The organism is Paraburkholderia sp. MM5384-R2 (genome assembly GCF_014201025.1).
GTDB lineage: Bacteria > Pseudomonadota > Gammaproteobacteria > Burkholderiales > Burkholderiaceae > Paraburkholderia > Paraburkholderia tuberum.
In genome coordinates this window covers 99725-115501 of sequence record NZ_JACHDI010000024.1, presented here as the reverse complement: position 1 = coordinate 115501, position 15777 = coordinate 99725, and the positions used below count along the sequence as shown (strand labels likewise).

The window sequence follows — 15777 nt, the reverse complement described above, 5'->3', positions numbered from 1 at the left end:
GTATCGTCGCGGGTGTGGTCTGCTTCTGGTCGGCCACGTGGCTCAAGCACAAGTTCGGGTACGACGATTCGCTCGACGCGTTCGGCGTGCACTGCATCGGCGGGATCATCGGTGCGCTGCTGACCGGCGTGTTCGCGGTCAAGGACATCGGCGGCGCGGACGGCAGCGTGATCCTGCAGGCGAAGGGCGTGCTGACGACGCTGATCTACAGCGGCGTCGTGAGCTTCGTGCTTCTGAAGATCATCGACCTGGTGATGGGCATCCGCGTGACCGAAGAGCAGGAGCGCGAAGGCCTCGACGTGAGCCTGCACGGCGAGAAAGTCGAATAACGGAGAACCTGTGTCCCGGTTCGGCCCGCGCTCCCGGGCCCGTCAGTAAGAAAAAATGGTTAAGCAAGCGCAGCAATTTCGCCCGCCTTCATGGCGGGCTTTTTTCTTGCTGATCGGGTTGCAAACGGCGATTTTCCGCGCCTATCATCGAGATAGGGAGAATGCATTCGAGTCTGCTTGCGAATGGAGAAACCGTCCCCAAATGGACAAAGCATTTGCTCTACAATCTTTTTTCTCCAGTCTGCGAGTGATCAATGGTTCCGCACCTAGTTACGGCGTTAAACGGCCCGCTGCTCGACCTCGAGCGGAAGATCCTCGACGCCACGCCCGCTATCGAACGCTGGTTCCGGCTCGAATGGCAGGAGCACACGCCACCGTTCTACTGTTCCGTCGATCTGCGTAACGCGGGCTTCAAGCTCGCGCCGGTCGACACCAATCTGTTTCCCGGCGCGTTCAACAATCTGCCGCAGGAAGTGCTGCCGCTCGCGGTGCAGGCCGCGATGGCCTCGATCGAAAAGATCTGCCCGGACGCGAAGAATCTGCTCGTCATTCCCGAGCGTCACACCCGCAACGCGTTCTACCTCGAAAACGTCGCCCGGCTTGCGTCGATCATGCGCCAGGCGGGTCTGAACGTACGCTTCGGCACGCTCGACGAAACCATCAACGGCCCGGTCACGATTGCGCTGTCGGACGGCCAGAAGCTGGTGCTCGAACCGCTCGAGCGCTCGCAGCGGCGCCTTGGTCTGAAGAACTTCGACCCGTGCTCGATCCTGCTGAACAACGATCTGTCCGGCGGTATTCCGCCCGTGCTCGAAAACCTGCACGAGCAGTACCTGCTGCCGCCGCTGCATGCGGGCTGGGCGGTGCGTCGCAAGTCGACGCATTTCTCGTGCTATGACGACGTCGCGAAGAAGTTCGCGAAGATGGTCGAGATCGATCCGTGGATGATCAATCCGTATTTCGCGCACGTCGAGGGCGTCGACTTCCAGCAGCGCACCGGCGAGGAAGCCCTTGCCGATGCGATCGACGGCGTGCTGAAGAAGATCGCGCGCAAGTATCGCGAGTACGGCATCTCCGAAAAACCGTATGTCGTGATCAAGTCCGATGCGGGCACCTACGGCATGGGCGTGATGACCGTGCACGACGCGTCGGAGGTCGCCGCGCTGACGAAGCGCGAACGCACGCGCATGGCCGCGACCAAAGACGGCCTCGAAGTGCACGACGTGATCGTGCAGGAAGGCGTCTACACGTTCGAGCGCATCGGCGAGGAAGTCGCCGAGCCGGTCGTCTACATGATCGACCGCTATGTGGTGGGCGGCTTCTATCGCGTGCACGGCAGCCGCGAGCGCGACCAGAACCTGAACGCGCCGGGCATGCACTTCGTGCCGCTCGGCTTCGAACACACGGCGCTGCCCGATGCGCACGCGAAGCCCGGCGCGGCGCCGCCGAACCGCTTCTATATGTATGGCGTCGTGGCGCGGCTCGGGTTGCTGGCCGCATCGGTCGAACTCGAAAAGACCGATCCTGAAGCGATCCAGGTCTAAGCCGCCTCGCGCGGGCAGGATGGCGGCATGCGTGCCGCCATCGCCGTCTTCAAAGACTATATTGACGAACAATGTCACGCCCCCCAGGGCGCACCGGGACTTTCATGGACATTCTTTTCATCGCCGATCCGCTCAGCCATTTCAAGATCTACAAAGACACGACCTACGCGATGATGGCCGAAGCGGCGCGGCGCGGTCACACGGTGTACACCTGCGAGCCGAAGCATCTGGCGTGGACCGGCGGCGATGTCGAGGCGAACGTGCAGCGCATTGCGATCGTCGGCGATACCACGGATCTGCATCGTGATGTCTGGTTTGCCGCCGATGCCGCCACGCCGCGCGCGCTCGCGAGCTTCGGCGCGGTCGTGATGCGCAAGGACCCACCGTTCGACATGGAATACGTGACGTCGACCTGGCTGCTCGAACTGGCCGAGCGTGGCGGCGCACGCGTCTTCAACAAACCGCAGGCGATCCGCGATCATTCGGAGAAGCTCGCAATCGGCGAGTTCGCGCAGTTCGTCGCGCCGACGCTGGTCACTCGCGACCCGGCGCGTCTGCGCGCGTTCCACGAACAGCACGGCGACGTGATCCTGAAGCCGCTCGACGGCATGGGCGGCATGGGCGTATTCCGCGTGAAGGCGGACGGCATGAACCTCGGCTCGATCCTCGAAATGCTGAGCCACGACGGCGCGCGCTCGGTGATGGCGCAGAAATTCATTCCCGAGATCAAGGAAGGTGACAAGCGCATCCTGCTGATCGGCGGCGAAGCGGTGCCGTACTCGCTCGCGCGCATTCCTCAGGGTAATGAGGTGCGCGGCAATCTGGCGGCCGGCGGACTGGGCGTCGCGCGGCCGCTCAGCGAGCAGGATCGCAAGATCGCCGATACGCTCGCGCCGGTGCTGGCGGCGCGCGGCCTGCTGCTGGTCGGACTCGATGCGATCGGCGACTGGCTCACCGAAGTCAACGTCACGAGCCCGACGTGTTTCCGCGAGATCATGGACCAGACCGGCTTCGACGTCGCCGCGATGTTCGTCGACGCGCTGGAGCGCGCGGTCGGCTGACGCGTGGCGCTCGCGTGGCGCGCCGACGCAGCGGCCTTGATTGCCCGGCTGCACCCCCAATCTGCGTAGTAAATCCGCATCAGGCGTGGCGTCGGGATTGGCGCGAAAATGAGGCTGCTACAATGCCCGCTCGCCCGACGATGCATTCCCGCCCTCGCGACCCACGGCCGGTCCGGGGCGATGGCGAACCGGGCTCGAGTCCCGGTCCACGGTTTGGGGCCGTTCTTTTGCAGTAAGGCTGACATGGCAGGCATTCTGATCATTGCGCACGCTCCATTCGCCACCGCGTTGCGCGATTGCGTTTCCCACATCTATGGCGGTTTGCCGGCGCGTATCGGCGTGATCGACGTGTCGCCGGATTGCGATCCTGCGCAGGTCGTCGCGTTCGCGAATTCGGAAGTCGTGCGGCTGAAGGAAGAGAACGGCGCGCTCGTGCTGACCGACATGTTCGGCGCGACGCCGGCCAACATCGCGGGCCGGCTCGCCGCCGTGCCGGACGTGCGTGTGCTGTGCGGCGTCAATCTGCCGATGCTGGTGCGCGCGGTCTGCTATCGCGCGACGCCGCTCGACACGCTCGTCGACAAGGCGCTCGCCGGCGCGACCAAGGGCGTGCACGCGATCGGACCGGCGATGCCGACACCGGTCACGCCGCCAGCGTGCGCTGCCGAGTGCCTGCCGGCGCTGCCGCCTGACGCGGCGGCCGCCGACTGTGTTCCCGCTTTGCCGGCCGATGCCGATCTGACGCAAAAGACGGACGCGACCGGCCTGTAAGCCGGGCTGGTTCGCAGGCAAGCTTCGACGGATTCAAGCGGTTTCACAACGGTGCCGATCGCATTGAAGCCGCTTTGCAGTAACACTTTTCACCATTTCATTCACCCGCGCTTCGGACCATCACATGCTGCAACAGGAAACGACAATTGTGAACAAGCTGGGGCTGCACGCGCGCGCGTCGGCCAAGTTGACGCAACTCGCGGGCAACTACCAGGCGGAAATCTGGATGAGCCGCAATGGCCGTCGTATCAACGCGAAGAGCATCATGGGCGTGATGATGCTGGCCGCGGGCATCGGCAGTACCGTGCTGATCGAAACGGAAGGCACCGACGAACAGGACGCGATGGACGCGCTCCTGAAACTGATCGCCGATAAGTTTGGCGAAGGTCAATAAAGCCACGCGCTTTGCCTTCGACAAACCCGAAAATGCCGCGGCTCAGTCCGCGGTTTTTTTTCGCCGCCGACATCTGAATATCAGAAGAGGCGCGCTGTTAATCGAGATTAAAGGGATCTAGAAGCGGCGCGAAAGCCATCGGCAAGAGCGCGTAAGGCGACATGCGTTTTCAATGTTTAAATCATATGTTTTGCGCGATGTGTATAGAGCGAAGCTTCGCCGGGTACGAGGGCACCTCGTTGCGATAATCCGTGCTGCGCTGCACACACCGCTGACACACTTCAAAAAGGCGCGGAATTTATAATGCCCAGTACAGTCTGAGAGCATTGCAGCGGTTTGCCGCGGCATTACACAACTAGAGGAGGTGCGCGTGTCATTCACGCTGCATGGAATTCCCGTGTCACGCGGTATCGCCATCGGGCGGGCCTATCTGATCGCCCCGGCAGCACTCGACGTAGACCACTATCTGATCGAACCGCCCCAGATCGAAGGGGAGGTCGGGCGTTTTCGCGCGGCTCAGCAACGCGTGCATGAAGAACTCAACGTATTGCGCGCCGATCTTGCCGCGGATGCCCCGAGCGAAATGGGCGCGTTCATCGACGTTCACACGATGATCCTGAACGACGTCATGCTCGTTCAGGAAACCATCGACCTGATCCGCACGCGCCGCTACAACGTGGAATGGGCGCTGACCGAACAGCTCGAAAGACTGTCGCGCCATTTCGACACTATCGAAGACGAATACCTGCGCGAGCGCAAGGCCGATATCGAGCAGGTCGTCGAGCGCGTGCTGAAGGCGCTCGCGGGCGCGCCGGGCATCGTCGGCAACGTGCATGGCGCGTGCGACGAGATGATCGTGGTCGCGCACGACATCGCGCCGGCCGACATGATGCAGTTCAAGACGCAGACGTTCCAGGGCTTCGTCACCGATCTCGGCGGGCGCACGTCGCACACCGCGATCGTCGCGCGCAGCCTCGGCATTCCGGCCGCGGTCGGCGTGCAGCATGCGAGCGCGCTGATCCGCCAGGACGATCTGATCATCGTCGATGGCGACCACGGCATCGTGATCGTCGATCCCGCGCCGATCGTGCTCGAGGAATACTCGTACCGGCAAAGCGAGAAGGAGCTCGAGCAGCGCAAGCTGCAACGGCTCAAGTTCTCGCCGACGCAAACGCTGTGCGGCACGCGCATCGAACTGTGCGCGAACATCGAGTTGCCGGACGACGCGCGCGCGGCGGTCGAATCGGGCGCGACCGGCGTGGGTCTGTTCCGCACCGAGTTTCTGTTCATGAATCACAAGCACCGGATGCCCGAAGAGGAGGCGCAGTTCAGCGCGTATCGTCGCGCGGTCGAACTGATGAACGGCTTGCCGGTCACGATCCGCACGATCGACGTCGGCGCCGACAAGCCGCTCGATTCGATGGGCGGCGACGGCTACGAGACCGCCGCGAATCCGGCGCTCGGTTTGCGCGCGATTCGCTGGAGCCTGTCCGAGCCGCAGATGTTCCTCACGCAGTTGCGCGCGATCCTGCGCGCGTCGGCGTTCGGCAGGGTGAAGATCCTGATCCCGATGCTCGCGCACGCGCAGGAAATCGACCAGACGCTCGATCTGATCCGCGAAGCGAAGCGTCAACTCGACGACGCGGGTATCGCTTACGATCCGAACGTGCAGGTGGGCGCGATGATCGAGATCCCGGCCGCCGCGATCGCGTTGCCGCTGTTTCTGAAGCGGCTCGATTTCCTGTCGATCGGCACCAACGATCTGATTCAGTACACGCTCGCGATCGATCGCGCGGACAACGCGGTCGCGCATCTGTACGACCCGCTGCATCCGGCCGTGCTGCATCTGATCGCGTTCACGCTGCGCGAGGCGAAGCGCGCGGGCGTGCCCGTGTCGGTGTGCGGTGAGATGGCGGGCGATCCGGCGTTGACGCGTCTGCTGCTCGGCATGGGGCTGACCGAGTTTTCGATGCATCCGAGCCAACTCCTCGAAGTCAAGCAGGAGGTGCTGCGCTCGCATCTGAAGACGCTCGAAAAGCCCGTTGCCGACGTGCTGGCTTCGTTCGAGCCGGAGGAGGTGCAAGCGGCGCTCAAGCGTGTCGCGCTGGTTTGAATCTGACGCGCATCGTCGTGCCTCGTTGAACGAATAAACGCCGCACATGTGCGGCGTTCTGCTATTTCGGCGTCACGCGAACGGGCAGTGCAGAACCGCCTCAAGACCCGTGCGCGTGGCCGCACACCGGACAATCCGGCTGACGTCCGATCCGCATCGTGTTCCATTCCATCCGCAGCGAATCGAGCATCGTCAGGCGGCCCACGAGCGGCGTGCCGATTGCGCCGATCACCTTCAGCGCTTCGGCAGCCTGCATCGAACCGATGATGCCGACCGTCGGCGCGAACACGCCCATCGTCGAGCATGCGACTTCTTCGAACGGCTGGTCTTCGGGAAACACGCACGCGTAGCACGGCGACGCTTCATCGCGGAAATCGAAAGTGCTGATCTGGCCGTCGAAGCGCAGCGCCGCGCCCGACACGAGCGGCACGCGATGCTTGACGCACGCGCGGTTGATCGCGTGACGCGTCGCGAAGTTGTCGGTGCAATCGAGCACGACACTCGCGTGCGGCACCTCGCGGTCGAGCCAGGCATCGTCGACGCGCTCGGCCACCGCGTTGACGACGACCTCGGGATTGATCCGCGCGAGCATGTCGCGCCCGGACTCGACCTTCCTACGTCCAACCGACGCGCTCACGTGCAGGATCTGTCGTTGTAGATTGGTCAGGTCGACGGTATCGGCATCGACGAGCGTCAGACGGCCGACGCCCGCAGCCGCGAGATACAGCGCGGCTGGCGAACCGAGCCCGCCCGCGCCGACGATGATCGCGTGGGCGTCGATAAAACGCTGCTGCGCCTCGATGCCGATTTCATCGACGAGGATGTGGCGGGAGTAGCGAAGGAGTTGATCGTCATTCATGGCGGGGCGCGTGGGGTGGGTCGCTATGTCGCGCAAGGAGAGGCAGGCCGAGGGGCCGTGGCGCGCATTCGTGGCTGTTATTTTAATCGCGCGGGGAGGGTGGCGGTTGCGGCTTGCCGTGATGCGCCACCGGTTAGGCGGCGGCTTTTGCTGAAACTGTTGCGGCGTGTCTTCGCAGACTATCGTGCTACGAAGACACGCGCGGGGTTCGCTGCCTGTCGGCCAGCTTACTTGCCAGCGGGGGCCGGTGCCGAAGCCGGCGCCGATCCCGATGCGCCCGGCACCGGTTGCGTCGGCTTCACCGCGACCGGCGCGGAGGCCGACGTGCCCGGCTTGTTCTGCGCGAGACGGCGTTCCATCAACGACTTCGATTCCTGAACCGGCTTGCCTTCGAGTTTGTCGACCGCCTGTTGCAGCATGAAGTCGTCAGCCGAACCGAACTCGACCGGCTTGCGTTCGCGCTCCTTCTGGCGCTGTTCCGGCGTCTTCTTGTCGTTCTGCTCTTCGAGCTGACGCAACTGGTCCATGCGCTCCTGCTCGCGCTGCTCCGCTTCCTTCTTCTCGTTCGGGTCCTGCGTGTTCGCGAGGTGATTCGAGTAGTCGACTTCGCGGGTCACGAGCGCGTCGTCCGGATCGCCCTCCGCGTATTGGTCGACAGGAATGTCGGGGCGGATGCCCTTGTTCTGGATCGAACGGCCGCTCGGCGTGTAGTAATACGCGGTGGTGAGGCGCAGTGCGGTGTCGGCCGTCAGGGGGCGCACGGTTTGCACCGAACCCTTGCCGAACGTGGTCTTGCCGAGAATCAGCGCGCGGTGCTGATCCTGCAGCGCGCCCGCGACGATTTCCGACGCCGACGCCGAATACGCGTTGGTCAGCACGATCATGGGCACGGTCTTGAAGATGGCCGGGACGTCCTTGAGCGGATCGCTGTCGAACGATTGCAGACGGTAGTTATCGTAGGTGTCGCGATAGATCTGCTTCGAATCCGGAATCTGGCCGTTGGTCGACACCACCACCGAATTCGGCGGCAGGAACGCGCCCGCGACGCCGACTGCGCTTTGCAGCAGACCGCCGCCGTTGTTGCGCAGGTCGAGGATGAGGCCCTTCAGGTTCGGCTCCTGGCGCGCGAGATCCTGCAGCTTGGCCGCGAGGTCGGGCGTGGTGCGTTCCTGGAAGCTCGTGATGCGCACGTACGCGAAGCCCGGCGCGACGATCTTGCCCTTCACCGACTGCACCTTGATGATCGCGCGCGTGACGGTGAGCGGGAACGTGCGGTCGTCGGTCTTGCGGAAGATGGTCAGCGTGACCTTGGTGCCCGGATCGCCGCGCATCTGCTTGACCGCCTTGTCGAGCGTCATGCCGCGCACGGGCTTGTCGTTGATGCGCGTGATCAGGTCGCCCGGACGGATGCCGGCGCGGAACGCGGGGGTGTCTTCGATTGGCGAAATTACCTTGATCAGGCCGTCTTCCGACGAAATTTCGATGCCGAGCCCCGCGAAGCGGCCCTTGGTCTGCTCCTGCAGCTCTTCATAGTCGGTCTTGTCGAGGTACGACGAGTGCGGGTCGAGGCTGGACACCATGCCCTTGATCGCGGCGGTGAGCAGCTTCTTGTCGTCGACCGGTTCGACGTATTCGTGCTTGATCTGCCCGAACACTTCGGCGAAAAGCCTGAGCTGGTCTAGCGGCAGCGGGGCGACTGCGGCGCTAGCGGGTTGCTGGGCCGAGGCGGAGTATTGCAGGGTGGCAAAGACACCGGTAGCAAGGCCCGCGGCAATCAGGCCGAAATTTTTCAGGTTCTTTCGCATAGAGTCTGTTGCGGTCGGAAGCGCGTGGCAGCGTCGATAAAGATTGGACGGACAAGTATAACTGCACACCCGCCTGCTCAGGGCGCGGTGCAGGCAATCGTGCTTCGACAGTACGGGAAGGTCCTGGTTCTTGCGACCCGAGCCGCGGATGGCGAGCCGTACGACATGGCACTCGGCGGGTCGGAACTGAGAGTTGCCGCGCAAGGCCAGCGGATGCGCTCGCCGCTACGGTGAACCCTGCAGCGGGCCTCTGAATCTGACCGCCGGGCGCAATACAGAATTTCTTGTCGGCCCGGTTGTCTGCGTGCGGCCCCGCGCGTTTTCGTGGCGTGGGCCGCGCCCGGAAATGCCGGATCAGCCCGCCTTGCCCTGGCTCGCGACCGCGGCTTGCGCCTTGGCGATCGCGTCCTGGTCGCCGAGATAGAAGTGCTTGATCGGCTTCAGGTTGTCGTCGAGTTCATAAACGAGCGGCACGCCGTTCGGGATGTTGAGGCCGACGATGTCGCTGTCCGAGATGTTGTCGAGATACTTGACCAGCGCGCGGATCGAGTTGCCGTGCGCGGCGATCAGGATGCTGCGCCCCGACTTGATGGCCGGCGCAATCGACTCGTTCCACAGCGGCAACACGCGCGCGACCGTGTCTTTCAGGCACTCGGTCAGCGGCAGTTGCTCGCGCGGCACCCTGGCGTAGCGCGGATCGGTGTACGGCGCGCGCTCGTCGGTGGGCTCGAGCGCGGGCGGCGGCGTGTCGTAGCTGCGGCGCCAGACCAGCACCTGCTCGTCGCCGAACTTCGCGGCGGTTTCGGCCTTGTTCAGACCCGACAGCGCGCCGTAGTGGCGTTCGTTCAGGCGCCACGAATGCACGACGGGCAGGTACATCAGATCCATCTGGTCCTGCACATGCCACAGCGTGCGGATCGCGCGCTTGAGCACCGACGTGTAGGCGATGTCGAACGTATAGCCCGATTCCTTGAGCAGCCCGCCCGCCTGCTGCGCCTCGAGGTTGCCCTGCTCGGTGAGGTCGACGTCGACCCAGCCGGTGAAGCGGTTTTCCTTGTTCCAAGTCGATTCGCCGTGGCGGATGAGAACGAGTTTGTACATGAGAGTTGCCGGTCGGTAGTGAGGAAGCGGTCTCGCGCTGTGCGGCGCCTCGGGCGGCGCATCGCCATCGCGTCGAACGGTTATTTTATAATGCTCGCGTTGACCTTTTCGATTTCTCTCTTTCCGGCGGATCTTCCGTGAAGTTTTTCACCGAATACACAAACCTTGTCCTGATCGCAATCGTCCTTATCTCTGGTGGGTTGCTGCTGTGGCCGACCATCAGTCGGCGTGGACGTGGCGGCCTGTCGGCCGCTGAAGCCACCCAACTGATCAACCGGCGCAACGCGGCGGTCATCGATCTGCGGCCGTCCGCCGATTACGCCAAGGGGCACCTGCCCTCGGCACGGCATTTCGAATTCGCAGAGTTGCAGGCGAAAGTCACGCAACTCGCGAAGAACAAGAGCAACCCGGTGCTGCTGGTGTGCCAGACCGGCCAGCAGTCGAACAAGGCCGCGCGTATCGTGCAGGAAGCGGGATACGCGGAAGTCCATGTTCTCGAGGGCGGCGTCGACGCCTGGCAGAAAGCCGGTATGCCGGTTGTGAAACAAGGAGCAGCCAAGTGAACAAAGTGATCATGTACAGCACCCAGGTGTGCCCATATTGCCAGATGGCCGAACGTCTTTTAAAGTCGCGCGGCGTCGAGCACGTTGAGAAAGTACTGATCGACAAGGACCCGGGCCGTCGTGAGGAGATGATGACCCGGACCGGTCGTCGCACGGTGCCGCAGGTGTTCATCGGCGAGACGCATGTGGGCGGCTATGATGACCTTTCCGCGCTCGATCGCGCGGGCGGTCTGACGCCGCTGCTCGAAGCAGCCTGAGTTCGCGCGTTTCGCGCCGCGCGAGCGGGCGGACCACTCGATAAGCCGCCGCACGCGCTCCTCGTGGAGCCGGCGAGCCGGCGCAATAATCTGGCGGCCCATGCGTGCATCGGCCGCCGCCACGCACACCTATCAGGAATCACCATCATGTCCGACGAGAATAACCAGCCGTTCTTCAACATCCAGCGCATCTATCTGAAGGACATGTCGCTCGAGCAGCCGAATTCGCCGGGTATCTTCCTCGAGCAGGAAATGCCGTCGGTCGAAGTCGAAGTCGACGTGAAGGCCGAGCGCCTCGCCGAATCCGTGTTTGAAATTCTCGTGACGGGCACGGTCACGGCCAAGGTGTCGGACAAGGTCGCGTTCCTGATCGAAGCGAAACAGGCCGGCATTTTTGACATTCGCAACATTCCTGCCGAGCAGATCGATCCGCTCGTCGGCATTGCCTGCCCGACCATCCTGTTCCCGTACCTGCGCTCGAACATCGCCGATGCGATCACCCGCGCCGGCTTCCCGCCGATCCACCTCGCCGAGATCAACTTCCAGGCGCTGTACGAGCAGCGTCTCGCCCAGATGAGCGCGGCCCAGCAGGACGGCGCGGCGCAAAAAGGCGTCACGCATTAAGGCGCCGCGCGCAGTGCCGGCTATGAAAGTCGCCGTTCTCGGCGCTGGCGCCTGGGGCACCGCCCTCGCCGGCCATCTGGCCTTAAGGCACCACACGGTGTTGTGGGCGCGCGAGTCCGCGCTCATCGCCGAGCTTTCCACTTCGCATGAAAACGCCCGCTATCTGGCGGGCGTCGCGTTGCCGCCCGCGCTTCGCTTTGAAGCGGATCTCGGCGTGGCGCTCGATCACGCGCTCGACGACGATGCGCTGTGCGTGGTCGCGACGCCCGTGGCTGGCCTGCGTGGCCTGTTGCGCGCGATGCGCGATGCGGGCAAGGTGCCCGCGCATATCGTGTGGCTGTGCAAGGGGTTCGAAGCGGATTCGCAGTTGTTGCCGCATCAGGCGGTCGCGGCGGAATTGCCCGAGCATGCGAGCAACGGCGTGTTGTCCGGACCGAGCTTCGCGCGCGAAGTCGGGCAGGGGCTGCCGGTTGCGTTGACGATCGCGAGCCCGTCGGCGGCATGCCGCGAACGCACGGTCGCGGCGTTCCATCACGGCGCGATGCGCATCTATACCGGCGACGACGTCGTCGGCGTCGAAGTGGGCGGCGCGGTGAAAAACGTGCTCGCCATCGCCACGGGCATCGCCGATGGCCTCGGCCTCGGCCTCAATGCACGTGCGGCGCTGATCACCCGCGGCCTCGCCGAAATGTCGCGCCTTGGCGTGACGCTCGGTGGGCGCGCGGAAACCTTTACCGGGTTGACCGGCCTCGGTGATCTGATTCTGACTGCTACCGGCGATCTGTCGCGCAACCGCACCGTGGGCCTGCAACTCGCCACGGGCCGCACGCTCGACGACATCCTCGGCGGTCTCGGTCACGTGGCCGAAGGCGTGCGCTGCGCGCGGGCGGTACTCTCGATCGCACGTGCTCATGCAATCGAAATGCCGATCACGCAGGCGGTCTGCGCGGTGCTGTTCGACGGCGTGGCGCCGCGCGATGCGGTTAGCGCGCTCCTGCGGCGCGATTCGAAGGCGGAATAAAGCCTTTTCTATCAGCCGTTTAGCGGAAATTAGCGTTGAACGGCTGCCTCGCCCGGTTGTCCACTTCGGGTTGTCCACTTCGTGAGCGAGACTCGGGTCAGCGAGGTTCCCATGCCCACCTTCAATCTCAGTCCTGGCGCGTGCACGCTCGAAGCGCGCGTGGTCGATATCACGACGCTCGCCGTCGATGCGATCGTCAATGCCGCGAATACTTCGCTGCGCGGTGGCGGCGGTGTGGACGGCGCGATTCATCGCGCGGCCGGCAAGGAGTTGCTGCGCGAATGCGAAACGCTCGGCGGCTGCGCGACCGGCGACGCCAAAATCACCGCCGGCTATCGTCTGCCCGCGAAGCATGTGATTCATGCGGTCGGTCCAGTGTGGCGTGGCGGCGCGCATGGCGAAGCCGACCTGCTCGCATCGTGCTATCAGCGCTCACTCGAAGTCGCGCGCGAAACTCAGTGCACGAGCATCGCGTTTCCAGCGATCAGCTGCGGTATCTACCGTTTCCCCGCCGACGATGCGGTCAGCATCGCCGTCGCGACCGTACTCGACACATTGCCGCGCACACCACACATGAAGCACGTGACGTTCGCGTGCTTCGACGACGCGATGTTCGCACGCTACGAGGCCGAGCTCGAACGCCGTCAGGCGCCGCCTTCGAAGCCGGCCTGACGCCACGCTTCGAACACCACGATCGCCACCGTATTCGACAGATTCAGACTGCGATTGCCGGGACGCATCGGCAGACGCACGCGCTGTTCGTTCGCAAAGCGCTCGAGCACCGTGCCGGGCAGGCCGCGCGTTTCGGCGCCGAACACGAACCAGTCGCCCGGTTGAAACGCATGGTCGTGAAAGCGCCCCGAGCCGCGCGTCGTGAATGCGAACATGCGCGACGCGTCGGGCGTTTCTTTCGCGATGAACGCGTCCCAATCGGCATGCACGTTCATTTCCGCGTACTCGTGATAGTCGAGGCCGGCGCGCCGCATCTTGGTGTCGTCGAGAGGGAAGCCGAGCGGCTCGATCAGGTGCAGCCGGGCGCCGGTGTTCGCGCACAGGCGAATCACGTTGCCGGTGTTGGGCGGAATTTCGGGTTCTACGAGAACGACGTTGAACATAAGAAGACCACGTAAAAGCTAGTTTTTCGGAGTGCGCAGCGCGACGAAGTTCGTAACCCGCCGCGCGCCGGCGGCCTTCAGCGTATGCGCGAGCGCTTCGAGCGTCGCGCCGCTCGTCATCACATCGTCGACGATGCCGACGTGCAGGCCGCGCACTGGGCGCGTGACGCGAAACGCGTGGCCGACGTTCTGCCGGCGCGCATCGAGATCGAGGCGCGATTGCGGCGCGGTGTCGAGCGTTCGTTCGAGCAGCGTGGGGTCGCCGCGCACGCCGAGCGCCCGGGCGAGCGGCCGCGCGATCTGCCAGGCCTGGTTGTAGCCGCGCTCGACCAGACGGCGACCGGCGAGCGGCACTGGCGCGATCACGTCGGGCCGCTCGGCCGCGTCGTGCCAATTGGCTTCAGCGAGCCGCGCGAGGCGTTGCGCGAAGTCTCGCGCGAGCATCAGCCGGGCGCGGAACTTCAGGCCGACCGCGAGTGTATCGAGCGGCGCGCGATAGTCGGCGAGCGCGAAGCTCGCGTCGAACGGCGGCGGCTCGGCCACGCAATCCGCGCAGTGATACCGCGCCTGAGCGACCCAGCGTGACGCCGGCAACGGTACCGCGCAAACGGTGCAGCGCAGCCGGCTCTCGTTCCAGTAGGCCGCGTCGCAACCGTCGCACAACGCCTTATGCGACAAATTGCCGCACAACGCGCACAGGTTCGGCAGCGCGGCGTTCAAGGCCCGCGGCCATGCCGAATGCAGACCGCGCGCAAAACGCGCCAGCTGATTTCGACACGACGAAGAAAATGACTGGAATCGCACGAGTGAGCGCCGGTGAAAGCCGTTCTCGCTGAATGGAGGGGAACGACCGAGTATACTTCGAGCTCACGCCAGCACGACACACATGTCCCCAACATCCGCTCAATCTGGCCGTCCGGCCTACGATTCACGGCGCCTCAGGCGTATTTTCGACCGTCGCGCTGCCAACTTCGACGAGGTTGCGTTCCTGCCGCGCGAGATTGCGCAGCGCATGCGCGAGCGTCTCGATTACATCAAGGTGGCGCCCTCGAGCGTGCTCGACGCCGGTTGCGGCGCGGGCGAAGACCTCCCTGCATTGCGAGAACGCTTTCCCGAAGCGCCGGTGTTCGGCGCTGATCTGTCGCACGGCATGCTCCGCCGCGCGCTGCGCCACGATGCCGGCGACACCAGTTGGCGGCGCTTTCTTCCCGCCTCGCTCGGCAAGGCGCTCGGCGCGCGTGGCCCGCGCTTCGCGCAAACCGATTTCTCCGCGCTGCCGTTCACGTCCGGCGCATTCGAATTCATCTGGTCCAACCTCGCGCTGCACTGGCACTCGCGGCCCGATCTGGTCTTTCCCGAATGGCAGCGCGTGCTGAAGGTCAACGGCCTGCTAATGTTCAGCACGCTCGGCCCCGATACGCTGAAGGAGTTGCGCGGTGCCTACGCCGAGATCGAGGCCGCGCACGGCGTCGCGTCTCGCAAGCATGTGATCGACTTCGTCGACATGCACGACCTCGGCGACATGCTCGTCGAGGCCGGCTTCGAGATTCCGGTGATGGACCAGGAGACGCTGACGATCACCTATAAGTCGCCCGAGTCGCTGCTCGCGGACGTGCGTCGCTGGGGCGCGTACCCGTTCGAGCGCGATGCGCATGCCGGCGTGCTCGCGCGTCGGTTGCACAAAGCCCTGCTCGCCGCGCTCGAAGCGCGCCGGCGCGCCGACGGCACGATCGCGCTGACCTTCGAGGTGATCTACGGCCACGCATGGAAAGCCGTGCCGCGCACCACGGCGGAAGGACATGGCATCGTGCGGCTCGAGGACATCGGACGAGGTCCGGGCAAGCGTGGATAGCAGATTGCGGTGCTGTCATCAACTGCTTGCCGACGGTGCGGTCGACGTGTTGCAAAAGCGGTAAAGAGGACATCCGTTATGCCTGGGATTTGCCCTCCAAAAGAGCCGCAAAATGCTGGGCAAAATGGCGCGAAGGCTTGTCGCGCCTGGCTTGTGGGCCGATCGGGGCTTGCTTGTCGATGCTATGGATCACGCCTATAATGCGTCAGTTTGTCACCCGAGGTTCCCACATTTGGGGTGGCAAGCCCGAGGCGCGGGGCTGCAAAATGAAGTGATGCGGTAGGGGTTGGCGCGCTCGCGAGTGATGCTGGAAACAGTGACACGAACGGCGGCCGCGAGATGCATCCGGAAGTAAAAGAAGGCAAGCC

At 64.2% G+C, this 15777-nt stretch carries 16 protein-coding genes and 1 pseudogene; 12 read left to right on the top strand and 5 right to left on the bottom strand.

All coding sequences use genetic code 11. The annotated features are described in order from the left end of the window. From HDG37_RS30115 to ptsP, 6 genes and pseudogenes are all read left to right on the top strand, one after another. Nucleotides 1-329: pseudogene (locus HDG37_RS30115) on the top strand (ammonium transporter); the annotation flags it as partial. A gap of 254 nt (nt 330-583) precedes the next feature. Then, nucleotides 584-1873, top strand: coding sequence for a glutamate--cysteine ligase (gene gshA, locus HDG37_RS30110; RefSeq protein WP_018434736.1), 1290 nt, complete (start codon nt 584-586; stop codon nt 1871-1873). Between the two features lie 104 nt (nt 1874-1977). After that, nucleotides 1978-2934 (top strand): glutathione synthase, encoded by a 957-nt coding sequence (gshB, locus tag HDG37_RS30105; protein WP_184054040.1) that lies wholly within the window; start codon nt 1978-1980, stop codon nt 2932-2934. 243 nt (nt 2935-3177) lie between these two features. Next, nucleotides 3178-3705, top strand: a complete 528-nt coding sequence (locus tag HDG37_RS30100; protein ID WP_184054038.1) for a PTS sugar transporter subunit IIA — start codon at nt 3178-3180, stop codon at nt 3703-3705. Nucleotides 3706-3829: 124 nt separating this feature from the next. Further along, nucleotides 3830-4099, top strand: a complete 270-nt coding sequence (locus HDG37_RS30095) for an HPr family phosphocarrier protein (RefSeq protein ID WP_018419292.1) — start codon at nt 3830-3832, stop codon at nt 4097-4099. A gap of 370 nt (nt 4100-4469) precedes the next feature. Further along, nucleotides 4470-6212 carry a phosphoenolpyruvate--protein phosphotransferase gene (ptsP, locus tag HDG37_RS30090; protein ID WP_090805570.1) on the top strand — a complete coding sequence of 581 codons (1743 nt, stop codon included), beginning with the start codon at nt 4470-4472 and terminating at the stop codon, nt 6210-6212. Between the two features lie 100 nt (nt 6213-6312). Here the strand turns inward: ptsP and HDG37_RS30085 are convergent, their stop codons facing one another. From HDG37_RS30085 to gpmA, 3 genes are all read right to left on the bottom strand, one after another. Then, complete coding sequence (locus HDG37_RS30085; RefSeq protein ID WP_184054036.1) at nt 6313-7071, bottom strand: molybdopterin-synthase adenylyltransferase MoeB; 759 nt, start codon at nt 7069-7071, stop codon at nt 6313-6315. A gap of 227 nt (nt 7072-7298) precedes the next feature. Further along, entirely contained in the window at nt 7299-8876 is a 1578-nt protein-coding gene (locus HDG37_RS30080; RefSeq protein ID WP_184054034.1) for a S41 family peptidase, read from the bottom strand. 354 nt (nt 8877-9230) lie between these two features. Then, nucleotides 9231-9977: a 2,3-diphosphoglycerate-dependent phosphoglycerate mutase gene (gene gpmA, locus HDG37_RS30075; protein ID WP_184054032.1), complete on the bottom strand. Its 747-nt coding sequence runs from the start codon at nt 9975-9977 to the stop codon at nt 9231-9233. A gap of 137 nt (nt 9978-10114) precedes the next feature. On the opposite strand from gpmA, the gene HDG37_RS30070 reads away from it, so the two are divergent. The 5 genes from HDG37_RS30070 to HDG37_RS30050 all read left to right on the top strand — a co-directional run bounded on the left by HDG37_RS30070 (nt 10115) and on the right by HDG37_RS30050 (nt 13114). Further along, the gene (locus HDG37_RS30070; RefSeq protein WP_013088271.1) at nt 10115-10540 is read left to right on the top strand and encodes a rhodanese-like domain-containing protein; all 426 of its coding nucleotides are present in this window, start codon (nt 10115-10117) and stop codon (nt 10538-10540) included. Then, nucleotides 10537-10797, top strand: coding sequence for a glutaredoxin 3 (gene grxC, locus HDG37_RS30065; protein ID WP_090802871.1), 261 nt, complete (start codon nt 10537-10539; stop codon nt 10795-10797). Before HDG37_RS30070 ends, grxC begins: the two co-directional genes overlap by 4 nt. A gap of 147 nt (nt 10798-10944) precedes the next feature. Continuing rightward, nucleotides 10945-11421 (top strand): protein-export chaperone SecB, encoded by a 477-nt coding sequence (secB, locus tag HDG37_RS30060; protein ID WP_018419299.1) that lies wholly within the window; start codon nt 10945-10947, stop codon nt 11419-11421. Between the two features lie 22 nt (nt 11422-11443). Continuing rightward, nucleotides 11444-12442 carry an NAD(P)H-dependent glycerol-3-phosphate dehydrogenase gene (locus HDG37_RS30055; protein ID WP_090802873.1) on the top strand — a complete coding sequence of 333 codons (999 nt, stop codon included), beginning with the start codon at nt 11444-11446 and terminating at the stop codon, nt 12440-12442. Nucleotides 12443-12553: 111 nt separating this feature from the next. Further along, the gene (locus HDG37_RS30050; RefSeq protein WP_184054030.1) at nt 12554-13114 is read left to right on the top strand and encodes an O-acetyl-ADP-ribose deacetylase; all 561 of its coding nucleotides are present in this window, start codon (nt 12554-12556) and stop codon (nt 13112-13114) included. Here the strand turns inward: HDG37_RS30050 and trmL are convergent. Both trmL and HDG37_RS30040 read right to left on the bottom strand, forming a co-directional pair. Beyond that, on the bottom strand, nt 13087-13557 hold the full coding sequence (trmL, locus tag HDG37_RS30045) for a tRNA (uridine(34)/cytosine(34)/5-carboxymethylaminomethyluridine(34)-2'-O)-methyltransferase TrmL (protein WP_090802877.1): 471 nt from the start codon (nt 13555-13557) through the stop codon (nt 13087-13089). The two genes, HDG37_RS30050 and trmL, sit on opposite strands and share 28 nt — an antisense overlap. 18 nt (nt 13558-13575) lie before the next feature. After that, on the bottom strand, nt 13576-14322 hold the full coding sequence (locus HDG37_RS30040; protein ID WP_221312181.1) for a ComF family protein: 747 nt from the start codon (nt 14320-14322) through the stop codon (nt 13576-13578). Nucleotides 14323-14443: 121 nt separating this feature from the next. Here HDG37_RS30040 and HDG37_RS30035 point away from each other — a divergent pair, with 121 nt between their 5' ends. Beyond that, nucleotides 14444-15409, top strand: a complete 966-nt coding sequence (locus tag HDG37_RS30035; RefSeq protein WP_184054026.1) for a methyltransferase domain-containing protein — start codon at nt 14444-14446, stop codon at nt 15407-15409. The last annotated feature ends 368 nt before the right edge of the window (nt 15410-15777 follow it).